Source organism: Acetobacter oeni (assembly GCF_011516825.1).
Lineage (GTDB): Bacteria > Pseudomonadota > Alphaproteobacteria > Acetobacterales > Acetobacteraceae > Acetobacter > Acetobacter oeni.
Map to the genome: position 1 here is coordinate 45,754 of NZ_WOTA01000005.1, position 18,144 is coordinate 63,897.

14 protein-coding genes are annotated in these 18,144 nt (G+C 61.5%); 7 read left to right on the plus strand and 7 right to left on the minus strand.

Going from position 1 to position 18,144, the window contains the following annotated elements:
* Positions 1–15: 15 nt before the first annotated feature.
* Genes GOB90_RS04835 through GOB90_RS04845 form a run of 3 tightly spaced genes read right to left on the minus strand, consistent with a single transcriptional unit; the run spans position 16 to position 1,379 of the window.
* A complete protein-coding gene (locus GOB90_RS04835; protein ID WP_146886574.1) occupies positions 16–240 on the minus strand; it encodes an ATP synthase subunit C family protein in 225 nt (74 codons plus the stop codon).
* A 53-nt stretch (positions 241–293) separates the two neighbouring features.
* Complete coding sequence (locus tag GOB90_RS04840; RefSeq protein WP_146886576.1) at positions 294–1,043, minus strand: F0F1 ATP synthase subunit A; 750 nt, start codon at positions 1,041–1,043, stop codon at positions 294–296.
* A 30-nt stretch (positions 1,044–1,073) separates the two neighbouring features.
* Positions 1,074–1,379 carry an AtpZ/AtpI family protein gene (locus tag GOB90_RS04845; protein ID WP_146886579.1) on the minus strand — a complete coding sequence of 102 codons (306 nt, stop codon included), beginning with the start codon at positions 1,377–1,379 and terminating at the stop codon, positions 1,074–1,076.
* Positions 1,380–1,704: 325 nt separating this feature from the next.
* Between GOB90_RS04845 and GOB90_RS04850 the strand changes: the two genes are divergently transcribed.
* Together GOB90_RS04850 and GOB90_RS04855 are read left to right on the plus strand one after the other, a co-directional pair.
* The gene (locus tag GOB90_RS04850; RefSeq protein ID WP_146886581.1) at positions 1,705–5,010 is read left to right on the plus strand and encodes a Hint domain-containing protein; all 3,306 of its coding nucleotides are present in this window, start codon (positions 1,705–1,707) and stop codon (positions 5,008–5,010) included.
* A gap of 93 nt (positions 5,011–5,103) precedes the next feature.
* On the plus strand, positions 5,104–7,116 hold the full coding sequence (locus GOB90_RS04855; protein ID WP_146886583.1) for a glycosyltransferase: 2,013 nt from the start codon (positions 5,104–5,106) through the stop codon (positions 7,114–7,116).
* A gap of 242 nt (positions 7,117–7,358) precedes the next feature.
* Here GOB90_RS04855 and GOB90_RS04860 read toward each other — a convergent pair whose 3' ends face one another.
* On the minus strand, positions 7,359–8,318 hold the full coding sequence (locus GOB90_RS04860) for a lysophospholipid acyltransferase family protein (RefSeq protein ID WP_242011802.1): 960 nt from the start codon (positions 8,316–8,318) through the stop codon (positions 7,359–7,361).
* A gap of 347 nt (positions 8,319–8,665) precedes the next feature.
* Between GOB90_RS04860 and secD the strand changes: the two genes are divergently transcribed.
* From secD to GOB90_RS04875, 3 genes are all read left to right on the plus strand, one after another.
* Positions 8,666–10,222, plus strand: coding sequence for a protein translocase subunit SecD (secD, locus tag GOB90_RS04865; protein ID WP_146886686.1), 1,557 nt, complete (start codon positions 8,666–8,668; stop codon positions 10,220–10,222).
* 11 nt (positions 10,223–10,233) lie between these two features.
* Positions 10,234–11,166 carry a protein translocase subunit SecF gene (secF, locus tag GOB90_RS04870; RefSeq protein WP_146886585.1) on the plus strand — a complete coding sequence of 311 codons (933 nt, stop codon included), beginning with the start codon at positions 10,234–10,236 and terminating at the stop codon, positions 11,164–11,166.
* 84 nt (positions 11,167–11,250) lie between these two features.
* A complete protein-coding gene (locus tag GOB90_RS04875; RefSeq protein WP_146886588.1) occupies positions 11,251–11,595 on the plus strand; it encodes a hypothetical protein in 345 nt (114 codons plus the stop codon).
* A gap of 257 nt (positions 11,596–11,852) precedes the next feature.
* On the opposite strand, the gene GOB90_RS04880 is transcribed toward GOB90_RS04875, so the two are convergent.
* The 3 genes from GOB90_RS04880 to GOB90_RS04890 all read right to left on the minus strand — a co-directional run bounded on the left by GOB90_RS04880 (position 11,853) and on the right by GOB90_RS04890 (position 14,969).
* Positions 11,853–12,218, minus strand: coding sequence for a hypothetical protein (locus GOB90_RS04880; protein WP_146886590.1), 366 nt, complete (start codon positions 12,216–12,218; stop codon positions 11,853–11,855).
* Positions 12,219–12,345: 127 nt separating this feature from the next.
* The gene (locus tag GOB90_RS04885; protein WP_146886592.1) at positions 12,346–13,938 is read right to left on the minus strand and encodes a cisplatin damage response ATP-dependent DNA ligase; all 1,593 of its coding nucleotides are present in this window, start codon (positions 13,936–13,938) and stop codon (positions 12,346–12,348) included.
* On the minus strand, positions 13,935–14,969 hold the full coding sequence (locus GOB90_RS04890; RefSeq protein ID WP_146886595.1) for a ligase-associated DNA damage response exonuclease: 1,035 nt from the start codon (positions 14,967–14,969) through the stop codon (positions 13,935–13,937). The genes GOB90_RS04885 and GOB90_RS04890 overlap by 4 nt, the downstream gene beginning before the upstream one ends.
* 49 nt (positions 14,970–15,018) lie before the next feature.
* On the opposite strand from GOB90_RS04890, the gene GOB90_RS04895 reads away from it, so the two are divergent.
* Positions 15,019–17,457, plus strand: a complete 2,439-nt coding sequence (locus GOB90_RS04895) for a ligase-associated DNA damage response DEXH box helicase (RefSeq protein WP_456304218.1) — start codon at positions 15,019–15,021, stop codon at positions 17,455–17,457.
* Positions 17,454–18,140: a ligase-associated DNA damage response endonuclease PdeM gene (pdeM, locus tag GOB90_RS04900; RefSeq protein ID WP_146886599.1), complete on the plus strand. Its 687-nt coding sequence runs from the start codon at positions 17,454–17,456 to the stop codon at positions 18,138–18,140. Before GOB90_RS04895 ends, pdeM begins: the two co-directional genes overlap by 4 nt.
* Positions 18,141–18,144: the final 4 nt, after the last annotated feature.

Genomic DNA, 18,144 nt, shown 5'->3' on the forward strand with positions numbered 1-18,144 from the left:
GACGTTCCTCCGTCCTCAGACGAACAGGATAAGGAAGGCGATCAGCAGAGCAAAGAGAGCAACGGCTTCCGTCAGCGCGAAGCCAAGCATACCAAGGCCGAACACATGCGGGCGGGCCGCAGGGTTACGAGCGATGCTGCTGACAAGCGTCGAGAAGATGTTGCCAAGCCCGATGCCGACACCGGCAAGAGCAATCACGGCGATACCGGCACCGATTTCACGGGCTGCAGCGATGTCCATTGTTGTTTACTTCCCTGATTGACGAAAACGTATTGACCGACAGGAGGACCGCCTCAGTGAGCGACGGCCTCTCGCAGATAGATGCAGGTGAGAATTGCAAACACGTAGGCCTGCAAAACACCGACCAGCAATTCAAGCCCGATCAGCGCGATGTTGATCGCGATCGGACCCACCGCCAGCACGTCACCGATAAAGCCGAGACCGGCCAGCATGATGACAAAGCTTGCGAAGATATCGAACATCACATGCCCGGCCACCATATTGGCGAACAGCCGGATCGACAGACTGACGGGACGTGACAGAAACGAAAGAATTTCAATCGGCACCAGCAGCGGAGCGAGCGCGACGGGCGCCCCCGCCGGCATGAAATGCGCGAAGAATTTTAAGCCCTGTACCTTCAGCGAGACGATGATGGAGAGCACGAAGACCATGATCGCCAGCGCAAAAGTCACCGCAATATGACTGGTGAAGGTAAAGGAATGCGGGACCAGGCCGAGGTAATTACCGGCCAGGATGAAGAAGAACAGGGCGAAGATGAACGGGAAAAACGACGTCCCTTCCGGCCCGATTGTATCGACCGCCAGGTTTCGCACGAATTCGTAACAGATTTCTGCCGCTGCCTGAAAGCGCCCGGGCACGACCGAAGCGGGTTTCATGCCGTAAAACATGAACGCAAGCACCAGAGCACAGGCGATAACCATATAGACAGGAGACTGACTGAGGCGGATTGCCTCTCCCAGACCACCGAGTACCGGATGCAGTTCGAACTGCCCGAGCACGTCGATACTTGAACCGCTCGCCAACGCCTTACTCTCCCAGGCCTGAGATCTCTCTCAGGATTCTTTCCCGTTGATGTCGGGTGGCTTTACCAGCCGCCAGACATTCATGATACCCGCACAGCCACCCGCGAGCGCGAACAGAACGAGGAACAGAGCGCGGAAATGGAGCCATCGGTCCAGTCCCCACCCGACAAGAACGCCAACGACGAGACCACCAAGCATTTCACTGCCTGCCCGGGCTGCCAGTGCCAGGATTGATTTATCCTCGCGGTCGGGCTGTTCGGTTTCAGGCGGCTTACCGGCAACGCGTGTCTGCGCGGCGCGGAGGCGTTCGTCAAAAGATGTTTTGTCCTCGGTCATCCGCACCTCAGGTTCGGGTGCATCGGCTTGCTAACGACACGGCTTTTCCGTGTCAAGCAACCGACGCGTCTCTGGCAACACTTCGGCACGGTATCGAAGATGAATGAAGCATTATTTCATGGTCGGACCGGCATAAAAACGTCCCGTTAATAAAATAACGACAGTCTTTTAACGGTGATTTCCGAGCTTTTAACGCGTGGACCAGTCGAAAAAATGAGACAGTGCATCCGTCGCTGACAATTTGTGCCAGCGCGAATCAGATGCAGTCGGGTTCTGACCGGGCGCGCATCCCGGCCAGCCGGAAACGACAACGGAAACAGACCCGATGACGAGCGCTTCAACCGATGCCACCTCCCGGACCAGCTCCGGCGGCTATATTGTCAGCGGGCAGACGCTGATTATCCTGTCCGGCGACACCGTGGAGAACGCCACCGTTGTCGGTGGCGGCACGCTTGTTGTCAGCGGCACGGCCAGCGAGACCACACTTCAGGGCACCGCCACGGGCGGCGGTGCGACTGAAATCGTTGCGGACGGAGGCACTGAAACTGCTGCCGTGGTGACATCCGGCACTCTTTCCGCGACGTCCGGCGGAACGGTGACGGACGCGACTATTCTTTCGGGCGGGCGAATCACGCTGGCCTCCGGCGCGGTAGCCGGAACGGTTTCTGCCGGCCAGGGCGCCACCGTGACCATTTCAGCCGCTCAGGTTGAGACGCTCATGCTCAGCGGCGACAGCACGGCGACCATTACTTCGGCGGCGGTTCCGCTCTCCTCGTTCTCGGATGCGGAGCTTACCCTTGGTTACGGGACCAGCGCGAACGGGCTGACGGTCGGGTCGGGCGCGACGTTGCAGATGAATGGCGGCACGGCTGTCGGGACCACTGTGAGCGGCACGTCGGCGGTGGAGCGTCTTCTTGCAGCACCCCTGTCGGGTGGTCCCGCCGATACCGGATTCGACATTCTCAGCAGCGGTTCGCAGACGGTTTATTTCGGTGTCAGCGTCGCGAGTGGCACTGTTGATGACGGTGGCACACAGTATCTCATGTCCACGGCCTCCGCCGACCATGTGATCATTGCTTCCGGCGGCGGGCAGTTTCTCTCGTCAGGCGCTGTTGCCACGGATGATCTGGTCGAGGCCGGTGCGTCCGTTGTCGATAACGGCACGCTTATCTTCGACGGACAGAGCACGATACAGGGTCAGATCAGCGGCTCCGGCACGATCGGACAGACGGGGGATTACGATACGCTGCGCTTTGCCTCGGGCGCGCTAGCGGCGTTTTCCGGCACCATTGATATGGCGGGGGGCGCGGTTGTCGTTGCCGACGGGCAGGAGGCCGCGAACATCACCTTCGATTTTACCGCATCCGGCGCCGGAACCCTGACTCTTGGCGACACGCTTCCCTCCTCTGTTACCGTGTCCGGATTCGCGTCCGGCGACAGGATCGTTCTCTCCGGTGTCACCTCTGGCGCGACGCTGGAAGTCAGCAGCGGGTCTCAGATTCTGCTCGAATCGGGTGGAGCCGTCATTGAGACCATCCACCTGAACAGTGGTCTTGATTACAGCGCCGCCGGGCTGACGCTGACCGAACAGGCGGATGGCGAGACTGCTGTTCTGACGATCGGGGGCACCGCTTCAAATTATGTGGACACGGTCGTCACGTCCCAAACCGTTTCGGCCATTGTGTCATCCGGCGAGGGCGCGGTGATTTCCGCTGGTACCACCGCTATCGGGACGACGGTCGATTCCGGCGGGCGTCTCTATGTCGACGGGACCGGTATTCAGGGGATCGTGTCGAGTGGCGGAAGCGAGACCGTGCGGTCCGGGGGCGCCACAAGCCAGACCACGGTGCGGGCCGGGGGTGAGACCATCGTTGAAGCCGGCGGAACGGCGGACGGGACGACCGTTGATGGCGGAACGCAGGACGTTTCCGGTGGAACGGTCACTGACGCCGTGATCCTCGGGGGCTTCGGTGACACGCTTTACGATCCGACATCTCCCGGGGTGCAGATGATTGGCAGCGGGGGCGTTGCCAGCGGCACGCTTGTCGAGGTCGGGTCCGCCACCAATTACACGCTGCTGGATTCTCCGCTCTACTCCGACGTCTCGCAGGATGTCGCAGCCGGGGGGACTGTCATCGACACGACGCTCACCGGCGGACGTTATGCGTGGCAGTATCACTTCACGTTGCAGTGGAGCTACGGGACGGCCACCGAAACCGTTGAGTCCGGCGGCACGGCAGTTCATACGACGGTCAATGTCGGCGCTGTAATGGTTGTCGAGACCGGTGGCGCCGCGTCGAATGTCGTTCTCGACGGCGGATCGCTGACCCTGGCGGGCGGCGCGCTTTATTCCGGGGTTCTGACCTTCGCGCCGATTACCGCGACCAGTTCGTCACCTGATCCGACGGGGTCCGCCCTGGTTCTTACGACATCGCAGATTTCAGGCATGACGATTGCGGGCTTCGACGTGATCGGCACCACGACCACGGTGGGTTATGGGTATGTCGGCAGCACTACGATCAACACAATCAACAGTATTGTCATTACCGATTTAACTTTTGCCGGGACCAGTGGTGAAGTCGATACGGCCATGATTGGCGCGGACGATCTTCTGACCGTTACTGAGGGCAATGAAACGGTCACGCTGCAACTCAGCGGCACGTTCGGATCGGATTTCTATTTTCAGGCCGCGCCCGGCGGGGGAACGGAGATTACCTACGGCGTGCCCTGCTACTGCCCGGGCACGCTCATTGCCACGCCGGAGGGGCAGCGTCCGATCGAGGATCTTGTGGTCGGGGATCTCATTCTCACGGCCTCGGGTGGCGCGCGTCCGATCCGCTGGATTGGTCGCCGGAGCTATGACGGCCGCTTTGCCCGTGGGAATCCGGATATCATGCCGGTTATTTTCCGGCCCGGTTCGCTTGGAAGCGATGCATCGGGCGAGACGGTTCCCCGGCGCAGGCTGGTTGTTTCTCCGCTCCATGCGATGGCGCTGGACGGCTGTCTCGTTCCGGCGCGGCTGCTTCTGAACGGCACATCCATTGTGCAGATGCAGCAGACCGACCGTGTCGATTACATCCATATCGAACTTGATACGCACGATATTCTTCTGGCTGAGGGCGCGGCGTCGGAGACTTTTGTGGACGATGGAAGTCGCGGCATGTTCCACAATGCCGGGGAGTTCGACGCGCTTTATCCGGATGCGCTTCCGGCTGAGAGCAGCGGGCGTTCCGGTCTCTTCTGTCTTCCCCGGATTGAAGACGGTCCTGCGCTGGAAGCTCTGCGCACCCGGCTGGCCGGTCAGGGCAAGGCTCTTGCGGAACGTTGGGGGATCAGGGGTTTCATTGATGTGATCAGTGCCCGCACGATTGAGGGCTGGGCGCGTTGCGATGCTTTTCCTGACGAGCCACGCACGCTGAGTGTCCGGTGTGACAATATTGAGACTGGTCGTGTCACAGCCGACCGGTTCCGCGCTGATCTGACCGAAAACGGGCGCTTCAGCGGAAAATCAGGCTTTGTGCTGCGGCTGGATCAACCGGTTTCCGGCGCGCTGATTACCGTGACCGATCTTGAGACGGGAACTCCGCTTCTCCGTGCCGTTCAGGATGGGTGCCGGGCGGATGCCGCCTGAGCGGAACAGGGCTTCCGTGCCTGCGGCCCGTGATGGTCGCGGGCGGGCGCGGCGTTGGGAAAACGTTCAGTCTTTTCTGCGACTCTGCGTGCCATGTCCGCAGAATCCTTCCCGCCAGCCACATTTCCGGTCAGCGACAAATCCGGCCAAAGCGCCGTTACCGGATTTATCGACACGATCACGCATATCCCGGGACAGGGCTGGCACCTGGCGGGCTGGGCCAGGGATACGTCCGGCCGGAACGCCGTCGTCACCGTCGCCGTGCTCTGGCATGGCGAGCCGGTTGCGGAAGGACCGGCCATTGCATTTCGTGAGGACCTCGTTGTGCCCGGGCAGGCGGACGGGTGCCATGCTTTTGAATTTCTGATCCCGGAAGCGACCGCACCGGCGACGAGTCCGGCGGCTTTCGATGTTGTCACCCTGCCCGACCGCACGCCTCTGGCGAGGTCGGCGGACCAGCCCCGGATAAAGCCGGTTTCGCTCCGCAGTTCGGTGGATGTTATCGGGCGGGATCGCGTGGCCGGCTGGGTGCGCGATGACGGGGCTCCGGAAAGCAGGCTGGGAATTGTTGTCACTGTCGATGGTGCTCTGGTCCGGCGTGTGCTTGCCAACAAGTTGCGGGCCGATCTGCGCGATAACGGGTTCGGCGACGGGCGCTATGGGTTCGACCTGCCTCTGGCGCCGCCTTTGTCCGCTGACACGGACCATACCGTTGCTGTCATCTGTGCTGAGACCGGCGAGGATCTGCCCGGGTCTCCGTTCCATTTCGCGGCGACGAGGCGGTTCAATGAGACCTTCCGCCAGCATGTTCGCCAGACGCTGAGCGGGCTTACGTCCGGTGCTCACCGTGAACAGGCCCTGCAATTTCTCTCCGCTGAACTGACAGGGCTTCGCCGGCAGCAGGGCCGTGACGATGCCCGTCTTCTGGCTACGGAACTCCATCGGGAGGCCAGGCGGTCGGGCGGGAAAGAGGTCGGGCCGACGTCGGACCGCATTCTCTTTATTGACGATCGCGCGCCCGATCCGACGCGGGATGCCGGCTCCTGCGCACTTCTGTCCCATATGCAGGCGGCCCGGGCGCTGGGCTATGATGTGTGTTTTATCGCGTCTGTTATCGATGCGACCCGGGCGTCGGCCCGTGAGCTTGAAAAGCTTGGGATCACCTGTTTTCATCCGCCGACCTGGCCCGATGTGGAAATGCTTCTCCGGGCGCAGGCGGGTTCGTTCGACGCGATCTATTTTCATCGCCTTTCGAATGCGTCCCGCTATCTCTCTCTTGCCCGGCACTACATACCGGGCGCCCGGCTGATCTCCGGCGTTGCCGATCTCGCTTATCTCAGGATCGAGCGCCAGGCTATGATCGAGGGACGTCCCGAACTCCGGATTCTCGCCGGTCAGGAGCGTGTTCGGGAACATATGGCGACCTGGGCGTCCCACGCCGTTATCACCCATTCTTCCGTTGAGGCGACGCTCCTCGGGCGGGCTGTTCCGACCGCGCATATTCATGTCGTGCCCTGGCACATTCCCGAAAAGCCGGCGCCCCTGCCCTTTCCTGACCGGCATGGGATCGCCTTTGTCGCCCATTACGGACATGCGCCTAATCTCGATGCCGCCAAATGGCTTTCCGAGGACATTTTCCCTCTTATCCGCGAAGAGTTTCCGGAGGCCGAACTTCTGCTGATCGGCAGCGCGATGCCTGACGTTATCGTCCGCATGGGGGACCTGCCGGGCATTCGCGTTCTGGGGCATGTTTCGGATCTTACGGGGCTGCTGCGGACCGTGCGCGTCACCATTGCGCCGCTGCGTTTTGGTGCCGGCATTAAAAGCAAGGTTCTCGAAAGCTGGGCAGCGGGGCTTCCCTGCGTCGCGACGCCTATGGCTGTTGAGGGGCTGGAGCTTCCGCCTGCTCTTTCGGGTTGCGTTGCCAGCAGCGCGGAGGCGCTTGCCGCGCTTACGGTCATGCTCTGCCGGGATCGGGCGAAAGCGGAGGCGGTCTCGGAGGCGGGGTTTGATTACGTCAGATCGCACCTGAATGCAGACGTGGTCAGAACGAGTCTTGGGAGAGCGCTGGGGACTCTTTCACATGATCGGGCGGCGGATCGGTGATCCGGCGCTGTGGATTGTGACGGCGAGGTTCGGGACTCTGCGGGCCTTAACTGTTGATGCGTGATGTTTGCACCGCCAGAGCTTTGCGGGGACTGTCATGCGAAGGCGCGCCATGCCGGCGGTCTCTGCACGCCGAATAGTTTATAAAACCGGTTCCCAAAGGCCCCGGCCTTTGGTGGATTTCAGGACAAAGCCCTGAGAAAAGCAGCAACACTTAACGCCCACAGAGCCACGTTCAACGATCAGGCCATGGCGGCCTGGGCAATGACGGTGTCCGGCTGCATGGATTTCGGCCAGCGCCGATGCAGCCAGAGCCATGACCCCGGACGTTCCCTGACCCAGCGCCCGAGCGTGTCGTTCATGGCCATGCAGATCGCCTTCAGATCGCTCTGACGCTCTCCGGTGAGAGACACGTCGAGAGGGGCTTCGCAAACAAGCCGGAAGCGGGCGGGTCCGAGGCGCACGACGTAAACCGGCACAACCGGCAGGCTGAATCGCAGGGCCATCTGGGCCACGGCGGGCGCGGTCATGGCCTCCCGGCCCATGAACGGGATGGACAGTCCGTCATTCATCTTCTGATCGATGAGAAATCCGAGAGAGCCGCCCGCGCGGAGATGAGCGAGCGCCAGACGCGCGCCTCTGGCGCCCTTTGGGAACATTTTGCTTCCCGTGCCAAGCGCCCGCTGGCGCAATGCCTGGGTCGTGCGGTCGATCACCGGATTTGAGCTGGCGCGGTAAAAGCCGGATACCTCAAACCCGAGACTGCCGGCGATCGGCAGGATCATTTCCCAGTTGCCGCAATGTCCGGAGAAAAAAAGCGCCTGACTGCCGCTGTTTCTGAGGGCTTCAAGATGCTCTTCGCCCTCCACCTCCCAGCCGGGACCGGACACCGTGCGGCCGAACCGGTGCAGGTAGGGCAATTCCGCGACATTTCGCCCCAGATTGTCCCATACGTCCCGAATAATGCGCTGCCGTTGCGCACTGTCCAGTTCGGGCATGATGCAGCGAAGATTTTTATCCGCCACGCCGGAGGCCGACAGCCTCATGCCGATGCGACGTGTCAGATAGCCCCCCACATTGGAGGCGTAGCGGGGGCCGGGGAGCCGAAGCAGGGCGATGATCTGCCAGAGAGCATACATCTGGACGAACTGAAAAACGCGCCGCAGCGTGAACAGAATGAATGTCATGAGTGTGCATGGCATTGAATCCGCTCCGGCGGAAAAACGAAATGTGACGAAACCCGCCGGATGGAGACGGTTTCGTAACACCGGGTCCGGGCTGGCAGTGCCTCACCTGTTGTCTCTGTTCATGCCGGAATCCGGAGGGCGGAATCCGGAGCAGAGTTCCCGCTGACCGGCGCCGTCGCTGACCGGTCCGACAGGGATGGTATAACGACGCCCGTTCATCGCTCGCTGCGGTTGCATTCCGGGCCGATGCCCTGCATGTTCCCGCCGCCATAAACTTACCGGCAAGAAGAGGCATCCGTGGCCGCCCACAAACAGCACAACAGCGCCTGTCCACATGACAGAGAACGGTCTTTCACACGATGATGTATTACAGCCGGATTAAACTGTTATCCGTCATTTCAGTCTGTCTGATCGGCCTGCTGCTGTGCGTTCCCAATTTTGTCCGCAAGCCGGCTGTCTCCATTCCCTGGCCGCAGATTCATCTTGGTCTGGATCTGCGTGGCGGGTCGTATCTGCTGATGCAGGTTGATCTGTCGTCTCTGACGCATGATCGGCTTCAGAGTCTCTCGGAGGCCGCGCGGCAGTCCCTTCTGGTCGCGGGTCTCGGTTACAGAGACATCAACACTGACACAAAACAGGGTGTTTTCTCTTTTCATCCCCGCGATCCATCCGAGAAGGACCGTGATCTTAAAGTTGTCAGCGACATGCCCCGCGCTGTTGCCGACGAATTTTCCGTCTCGGCCCGGCCGGACGGCAGTATTGCTCTGACGCTTTCGCAGGAAGCCATGAGGGCGCGGGCGCGCGATGCCGTCACGCAGGCGATTGAGATCGTCCGGCGCCGGATCGACGCCACGGGCGCGGTCGATCCGGAAATCACCCGCCAGGGCGAAGACCGGATTATCGTCGAGTTGCCGGGGATCAGTGATCCGGAGCGGATCAAGGCTCTGCTGGGCACGACGGCGCGGATGACGTTCCGGCTGGTGGACGAGTTGCCGGCGGGAAGTTCGGTGGCGCCTCCGGGGGATACGCTTCTTCCGAGCACGGAGATGCCCGGGCAGATGCTTGCGGTGCGCGATCATATCGACGTCGATGGCGCGGATCTGGTGAATGCCGGTGCGACGACGGACGAGCAGACGGGTGGCTGGGCGGTGAATTTCACGCTCAATTCGGTCGGGACGCGGGCGTTTTCGGCGGTGACTCAGGCCAATGTCGGACGGCGCTTTGCCATCGTGCTTGATAACAAGGTTATTGAAGCGCCGGTCATCCGCTCCGCCATCACGGGTGGCAGCGGCATTATCACCGGTAATTTCGATGCCCGGAAGGCGACCGATCTGGGGCTGCTGCTCCGCGCGGGTGCGCTGCCGGTGCCGCTGACGGTGATTGAGGAGCGTTCGATTGGTCCGTCGCTTGGTGCCGATTCGATCCGTGCGGGCGCGCTCAGTCTTCTTTCGGGCTTCCTGCTGGTTATTGTGTTTATGGCGCTGTTCTATGGCCGCTTCGGCTGGTACGCGAACATTGCGCTGTTCGCGAACCTGACCCTGATGCTTGCCATTCTCTCGCTTTTTGGCGCGACGCTTACGCTGCCGGGGATGGCCGGCATGCTGCTGACCCTCGGCATGGCCGTGGACGCCAACATCCTTATTGTTGAGCGTATCCGCGAAGAACTGAAACGGGGGCGCACGCCTCTTGCCGCCATGCAGGCGGGTTTCGAGCGTGCCACCTCCACTATTCTGGACAGTAATGCGACGGCTTTTCTGGCTCATGTCATGCTGTTTGTATTTGGCACCGGCCCCGTGCGGGGTTTTGCGCTCACGATTACGATCGGCATCGCGACAACGCTGTTCACGACGCTGTTTCTCTCCCGCCTTCTGATGGTGCGCTGGTACGCCCTTGCCCGCCCCTCCACCCTTCCCGTTTAGGCCGAAGCGTTATGTCTGGACGTCCTCTGCTGCGTTTCGTCCGCGGCGACACACACATCAACTTCATGCGCGGCCGTTTTCTCGGTCTTGCAACCTCGGCCATTCTGTCGCTGGCGTCGCTGGTGCTGTTCTTCCATCCGGGGCTGACGCTGGGGCTGGATTTCAAGGGCGGGATCGTTGTGGAGGCCCGGACGGACGGGCCGGCTGACTTTGGCAAGATTCGTGGGGCGCTGGCGGCGCATCACATCGAGGCCGCGGGTGTGCAGGCGTTTGGCGGGAACAATGATGTTCTGATCCGGCTCGGTGCTGACGAGAACACCAACACCAATGCGGTTATTGACCAGGTGCGTCATGCCATAGCCGAGGCGCAGCCGGGGGCGACGGTGCTTCGGGCGGATGCGGTGGGGGCGTCGGTTTCGGCGGAGCTGCTGCGCAACGGTCTGCTGGCTCTCGGGCTCAGTCTGGTGATGATTCTGGCTTATATCTGGTTCCGGTTCGAATGGGAGTTCGCGCTCAGCGCGGTCGTGACGCTGGTTCTCGATCTGACGAAGACCGTCGGGTTTCTGGTTCTCACTCATTTTGAGTTTGATCTGGTGATGGTGGCGGCGATTCTGACGATCCTTGGTTATTCCACGAACGATAAGGTCGTGGTGTATGACCGGGTGCGTGAGAATCTGCGTCGGTACCGGACGATGCCGTTGCGGGAACTGATTGATCTGTCGATCAATGAGACTCTGAACCGGACGCTGGGCACATCGACGACAGTGTTTCTGGCGGCGTTGCCGCTGGCGATCTTCGGGGGGAGCAGTCTGTCCGGGTTTGCCTGGGTGATGCTGTTTGGGATCGTGGTTGGCACGTCGTCTTCGATCTTTATTGCGGCGCCGCTTCTGCTGCTGCTGGGTGAGAAGCGGCTGCGGAAGGATACGAAGCCGGTTACGAGGTAAGGCGGTCCCTGCCCTGTTGATGCCGGGTCCGGGCAACGCGGGGTGGCGGGTTCTGGTTTCAGGACAGGATATTCGGAGGGCGGCATGCGGGCATGGATGATTGTTGCGGGGCTTCTGGCGGGTGGCCCGGCGCTGGCTCAGGATTGCGTGCTGGCTTCGACCGAGGTGCTTTATGAGCCTCAGAAGGGCGTGGGACAGTGTTTCGAGCTGATCCTGAAGCCGTCTTATCTGGCGTCTGAACGGATCGGGGCGGATACGATTGCCGTCACCGATAACGATCGGGTGCTTGCTGTTTATCATCATGCCGATGAATCGAAATTCGGGCAGTGGGCGCGGGTGATGAAGAATCCGGCGGCGGCAGTGAATGGGCAGAAGGTGCCGGCTTTTACTGTGACCGGGTATCCGAAGACGGGGTCTTCTTCGCGCTGAGAGGCTGCGATGTTCTGCTTTCGGCGCGCGGGGTTTCGGTATTTTGCGGTCCTGCGTGCCGGACGATGCGTTTTTCGCTTCTTTCGCGGTGGACGTGACGGAATTATCTGCTTCCGGCGTAAGCATTCCCTGTAGAATGTACCGGCCAGATTCGAATGAATGAGGCGGGAGATGGTGATTCCCGCCGCGGTGCCGGCATAGGAGGTCGGAGGGTACAGCACGGTATTCGGCAATGTGACGAAATCGGTCTTTGTGCTTTACCTGGCTGACTGCAGGGCGGTCAGCATGTGCGGGGTCAGCTTTTTTTCCGGTGCGAACATCATCGGGCTGAAGACCGCGACGAACGGAATAACGGTATCGGGGACGAAGGCGCCTTTTTCGTTCGGAGTGCGTGTGATTGCGATCGGTTGATTCTGTGAGATCTGGATGGCGCGCATGAAATGGTTGGATTCATCGGCCACCTGGAATGGCGGGGTCAGCAGCAGGCAGACCGGCCCGGCGATCAGCATGAACAGGCCGAAGAGTTTACAGACAGGCCAGCCGGAGAAATATGCGAACAGGTTTGTAAAGCGGATTTCCGGAGATTTCTGCTTCGCGATAAATCTGTTCAGTGCGCTGACCAATTTATTCTCCTCCGGGCAGGCTTTTTGCCTGTTATTCCGGGCGTGTAAAGAATGAAGGCTGGCTGTGCGGGTGTAAAAGTCGTTCCGGGACACGGGTGGCAATGAGAATTGCGGGATCGCCTGGATTTCAGAGGAAGGTCCTGACAAATTCGTCGAGTTCATCGGCTTCGGCTGCGGGTTTGTCGGTTCTTATACGGGCGACGCGGGGGAAGCGGAGGGCGACGCCGCTTTTGTGTCGTTTTGAATACTGCGCGGCGTCGAAAGCGATTTCCAGGACGAGGCCCTGCTCGACTTCGCGGACCGGGCCGAAGCGGGCGGTGGTATGGGCGCGGACCCAGCGGTCGAGGAATTTCAGTTCCTCATCGGTAAAACCGGAATAGGCTTTACCGATGGGCACGAGTTCGCGGCCGTTCTCGCCTTCCCGCCACAGGCCGAAGGTATAATCGGAATAGAAGCTGCTGCGTTTGCCGTGTCCGCGCTGGGCATACATCATAACGGCATCGACGGTCAGGGGCTCGCGTTTCCATTTCCACCAGGGGCCGCGCGGGCGTCCGGGGACATAGGGGCTGTCGGCGCGTTTGAGCATCAGGCCTTCGATGCCTTCTGAGCGCGCGCTTTCGCGCAGGGCGGCGAGTTCGCTGAAATTTTCGAAGGGGATCAGTTCGGACAGTGTCATGCGGGGCGGGGACAGCCGGGCGAACCAGGTTTCGAGTCTTTTTCTGCGGGCGTCGAAGGGCAGATTTCTGAGGTCTTCGCCATCTTCGAACAGGATGTCGTAGAGGCGCACGCCGGCGGGGCGGTCGCGGAGCATGGTTCTGGCCGGTGATTTCCGGTTGAGGCGTTGTTGCAGGTCGGCGAAGGGGGCGGGTTCGTCGCCCTGCATGACGAGCAGTTCGCCGTCGAGCACGACGTGGCTGTCGAGGTCGGTGAGGATTTCCAGCAGGTCGGGGAAAGCGTGGCCGATATCTTCGGCGGTTCGGGTGTAGACCCGTTCTCCGCCAAGGGTTTTCACGAGCTGGGCACGGATGCCGTCCCATTTCCATTCGGCGCGCCAGTCTGACGGATTGAAGGTGGTCAGATCGACGCCTTCCAGCGACTGGGCAAGCATGGGGGGTCTGAAGACGGGGGCGTCTTTCGGGTCGGGCCTGGGGGCGTGGCCGCTGATCCAGGCGAAGAGCGGGGTGTAGGGTGGTTCCAGGCCGTGCCAGACTTCCTCGATTTCGTCGGGTGTGACGCTGCCTGATTCGGCCAGGGCGGTTTTGGCCAGGCGGGCTGAGGCGCCGACACGCAGGGAGCCGGTGATGAGTTTCAGGATGGCGTAGCGGGAAGAGCTGTCGGAGATGTCGAGCCATCCGGCCACAAGTTCCGGCAGGTCTGCTTTTGGCGTGGTTTTCAGGGCTTCGACGACTTCGGCCAGGCCTGGGGGCAGGCTGTTCGGGCGTTCCGCCCTGCCCCGCCAGATCAGCGCGACCGTTTCGGCGAGGTCTCCGACATAGTCATAGGACCAGGCGAAGAGTTCCGGGTCGGTGCGTTCCATGGCGAGGGCGCGGAGCATGGCGGGTTTTGCCGCCGTGAAGGACAGCGCGCCGGCCATTGCGGCGAGGGCGTATCCGCGATCGGGATCGGGGGTTTCGGCAAAGTAGTTTTTCAGCAGGGCGATTTTCGTATTGCGGGAGGGGGTGAAGGCGAGCCGTTCCAGCAGGGCGGCGAAGGCGATCATGCCGTGACCTCGTCGGCTTCGGTTTCACTTTCGGTTTCGTCTTCCTCTTCGTAGCCGACAAGACGGAGGGCGCGGCCCTTGATGCCGCGCAGGCCGAGGGCGTGGATGAGGGCTTCCTCTCTTCCGTGTGTGACCCAGACTTCGGAGGCGCCGGTTTCCTCGCAGGTTTTGAGGAGCGCGTCCCAGTCGGCATGATCGCTGATGATGAGAGGAAGTTCCACGCCGCGTGCTTTGGCGCGTTGCCGGACCTGCATCCATCCTGACGCGAGGCAGACGACCGGGTCGGCGAGGCGTCTGGCCCAGCGGTCGGCGATGGCGGAGGGTGGTGCGAGCACGATGCCGCCGCGCAGTTCGGCTTTTTCGGCGACGGTAGCCTGTTTTAATTCTCCGAGCGGGATGCCGAATGTTTCGTAAAGCGCGCACATACTGATGAGAGCGCCGTGCAGCCAGACGGGTCTGTCGTAGCCGCTCTGTCTGAGCAGGGCGATCAGGCGCTGGCATTTGCCGAGCGCGTAACAGCCGACGACGTGGGTTCTGTCCGGAAAGAGTCTGAGATTATGGAGGAGTTTCGCGATTTCGTGGGCCGGGTCCGGGTGACGGAAGACTGGCAGGGCGAAGGTGGCTTCCGTGACGAAGAGATCGCAGGGCACGACCTGGAAGGGTTCGCAGGTCGGGTCGGGAGCGCGTTTGTAATCGCCGCTGACGACGGCGCGTTGTCCTTCGTAGTCCATGACGATCTGGGCGCTGCCGGCGACGTGGCCGGCGGGGGCGAGCCGGAGTGTGACACCGTTAATGGTGATTTCTTCACCGTATGCGAGGGGCTGCTGCACGTCGCCGGCGCGGTCGTCGCCCATGCGGAGGCGCATGATGGCGAGGGTTTCCGGTGTGGCGATGACGCGCCTGTGGCCGGGGCGCGCGTGGTCGGAGTGGCCGTGGCTGATGACGGCGCATGCGACGGGGCGCAGCGGGTCGATGTAGAAACCACCCGGAATGCAGAACAGTCCTTCCGGTTCAGGTGCCAGCCAGTCCATATTCACCCCTCCCGCTTACAACGCCTGAACCTGATCCGGTGTTCCGCGTTTGTTCAGTTATATGAGAGATCCGCTTCCTCCGGTATTCAGAACGTGGTTCGCGCGGCGTGGCTGGCGCATCCATCCGCATCAGCTTGCGATGATCGAAGCGGCTCGACGCGGGGAATCAACGCTTCTGATCGCGCCGACCGGCGGGGGCAAGACCCTGGCCGGCTTTCTGCCCTCTCTCATTGAGTTGTCAGAAAAGCCTGTTCAGCCGCCGAAAATACATACGATCTATGTCAGCCCGCTCAAGGCGCTTTCGACCAACATTGCCGACAGTCTGTCCCGCACCGTTGCGGAGATGGGGCTGCCGGTTTGCATAGAGACCCGCACTGGTGACACGTCAGCCACGCAGAGAAAGCGCCAGCAGAAAACGCCGCCGCATATTCTGCTGACGACGCCGGAGAGTCTGAGTCTGCTGCTCTCATATCCGGATGCGGCCGGGACTTTTGCCGGGCTCAGAGCGCTTATCATTGATGAAGTTCACGCTCTTGCCGGGACCAAACGGGGCGATCAGCTTGCTCTCTGCGCCGCGCGCCTGAATACGCTCGCGCCCGCGCTCCGGCGCAGCGGCCTTTCCGCCACGGTTTCCTGTCCGGATGCGATCGCGGCCTGGGTGTCTCCGACCGGGAATGCGGATGACATCCGTCGGGTCGTTGCGTGCGAGGGGGCGGAGCCGGACGTGTCGCTGCTGCTGCCAGACCGGAACGGGTATCTTCCGTGGTCGGGTCGCATGGGTCTGGGGAGCACGACGGCCATTCTGACTGAGATCGCGCGGACGCGGCTCACCATTGTTTTCGTCAATTCCCGTGCTCAGGCTGAGCTGCTGTTTCAGGAACTTTGGAAACATAACACCGACAATCTGCCCATCGGTCTGCATCACGGCAGTCTTGGCGCGGAGAAGCGGCTGCGCGTGGAACAGGCGATGGCTGCCGGGCAGCTTCGCGCTGTTGTCGCCACGTCTTCGCTGGATCTCGGGATCGACTGGGGCGATGTGGAGCAGATCATCCAGGTTGGTGCTCCGAAGGAAGTCACCCGTCTGGTGCAGCGGATCGGGCGGGCGAATCATCGCATGAACGAACCTTCTCGCGCGCTTCTCGCGCCGGCCAGCCGGTTTGAGGTTCTGGAATGCGAGGCGGCGAAGGAGGCGGTTGCGGCCCGCGATCTGGACGGGCCGCCTCCGGGGCCCGGCACGCTCGATGTTCTGGCCCAGCACATCATGGTCACGGCGTGCAGCGGTCCTTTCTTTCCGGACGCGCTTTACGATGAGGTTCGCCGCGCCGCGCCTTATTGGGCTCTGTCGCGAAAAGATTTCGATGATGTGCTGGGGTTTGTTCAGGACGGGGGCTACGCGCTTAAGGCGTATGAGCGTCACCACCGGTTGTTTCGTGATTCCCTCGGGCAGTTCTGGGTTCGCAACGAGCGGATCATGAAGCAGTTTCGCATGAATATCGGCACGATTGTCGATACGCCGATGCTGCGGGTCAGAACCCGCGGGGGGAAGCAGATCGGCGAGATCGACGAATACTTTGCCTCAACCCTGGTTCCGGGCGATACGTTCCTGCTCAGCGGCGAGCTTTTCCGGTTTATCGGGATGCGGGACACGACGGTTCAGGTCTCAAAGGGCAGTTCGAAGGAGCCTCGTATTCCTGTTTACGGGGGTAACCGGCTTTCCATTTCGGCCAGTCTTGCCTCCCGTGTCCGGGCCATGCTGCATAATCCCGATGCGTGGCATGTTCTGCCGGAACCGGTGCGGAACTGGCTGGACATGCAGCGGCGCCGTTCTCATCTGCCGGGCGCTGACAATCTTCTTGTTGAGACATTTCCGCATCGCAACCGGTGGTATCTTGTGGCGTGCTGTTTTGAAGGGCGCAATGCTCATCAGACCCTGGGCATGCTTCTTACGAAGCGGCTGGAGCAGGCGGGCGCCGGTCCGCTTGGGTTTGTAGCCAGCGATTACATGCTCGCCTGCTGGTCTGTTCGGGAACCTGTTAATATTGACAGGCTGTTTGACGAGGACATGCTGGGCGACGACCTGACTGAGTGGACCGCGAACAGTGCCATGCTGCGCCGGACGTTCCGGGATGTTGCGATCATCTCCGGGCTCATTGAGCGCAATCATCCCGGGCGTGAAAAAAGCCGGCGCCAGATGACCATCAGCAGCGATCTGCTCTACGATGTTCTGCGCAGGCACGATCCCGATCATGTTCTGCTTCGCGCCACCCGGGCGGACGCCGCTCATGGTCTTACGGATCTTGACCGGATTGCCGCCATGCTGAAGCGGATCAGGGGCCGCATCGACCATGTGCGTCTGTCGCGCGTCTCTCCCCTCTCCGTCCCGCTCATGCTTGAACTCGGTCGGGAAAAAATCAAAGGTGGTGCGGGAGAGGAGCAGCTTCTTGCTGAAGCGGACGCGCTTTTTGCCGAAGCGGACGCATCCGGATGACAGCTTCACCCGTTATTCTGGCGGGCGAGACGCTTCTGCTGCTGCCGGAAGGCGCGGTCTTTCATCCTGCCGGCAGGACGCTGATTGTCGCTGATCTTCATCTGGAAAAAAGTTCGTCCCGTCGGGAGGCGGGGCTATTGCTGCCTCCTTACGATACCGGTGTGACTCTGGAGCGCCTTACGGCTCTTGCTACACACTGGCAGCCGCAACGGATCATTGCTCTTGGTGACAGTTTTCACGACCGCGAGGCCGGCGAGCGGCTCTTATCCGCTGACCGGGCGCGTCTGGCTGTTCTTGGGGAGATGGCGGAGCTGCTCTGGCTGACCGGCAATCATGATCCGGTTGCTCCGGCAGATCTGCCCGGAGTCTGGCAGGCGGAGCATCAGGAGGGGCCGCTCCTGTTCCGTCATATTCCGGCTGGCGTCGTTCCGCCGGGGTTTGCTGAACTGGCCGGACATTTTCATCCGAAAGCACGTGTCACGCTCAGGGGGCATACGCTGTCGCGGCCGTGTTTCGTAATGGACGGGCGGCGTTTGCTGCTGCCTGCTTCCGGCGCCACCACGGGCGGGCTGGATGTGCGGGACCCCGCTATTTCCGGGCTTTTTCCGGGTCCGATGCAGCTCTGGCTGAGGGGGAGGAACCGTCTCTTCCGGATGACCTTACGCGCGGGCGATGTGGAGTAACTGT

Bases quoted from the DNA above. Each gene is read 5' to 3' on its own strand.
- GOB90_RS04850 (WP_146886581.1), top strand. From the start codon at position 1,705: ATGACGAGCGCTTCAACCGATGCCACCTCCCGGACCAGCTCCGGCGGC.
- GOB90_RS04860 (WP_242011802.1), bottom strand. From the start codon at position 8,318: ATGCCATGCACACTCATGACATTCATTCTGTTCACGCTGCGGCGCGTT.
- GOB90_RS04885 (WP_146886592.1), bottom strand. From the start codon at position 13,938: ATGATCGCCTTCGCCGCCCTGCTGGAACGGCTCGCCTTCACCCCCTCC.
- secF (WP_146886585.1), top strand. From the start codon at position 10,234: ATGTCTGGACGTCCTCTGCTGCGTTTCGTCCGCGGCGACACACACATC.
- GOB90_RS04890 (WP_146886595.1), bottom strand. From the start codon at position 14,969: ATGGACTGGCTGGCACCTGAACCGGAAGGACTGTTCTGCATTCCGGGT.
- GOB90_RS04845 (WP_146886579.1), bottom strand. From the start codon at position 1,379: ATGACCGAGGACAAAACATCTTTTGACGAACGCCTCCGCGCCGCGCAG.
- GOB90_RS04835 (WP_146886574.1), bottom strand. From the start codon at position 240: ATGGACATCGCTGCAGCCCGTGAAATCGGTGCCGGTATCGCCGTGATT.
- pdeM (WP_146886599.1), top strand. From the start codon at position 17,454: ATGACAGCTTCACCCGTTATTCTGGCGGGCGAGACGCTTCTGCTGCTG.
- GOB90_RS04855 (WP_146886583.1), top strand. From the start codon at position 5,104: ATGTCCGCAGAATCCTTCCCGCCAGCCACATTTCCGGTCAGCGACAAA.
- GOB90_RS04875 (WP_146886588.1), top strand. From the start codon at position 11,251: ATGCGGGCATGGATGATTGTTGCGGGGCTTCTGGCGGGTGGCCCGGCG.
- secD (WP_146886686.1), top strand. From the start codon at position 8,666: ATGTATTACAGCCGGATTAAACTGTTATCCGTCATTTCAGTCTGTCTG.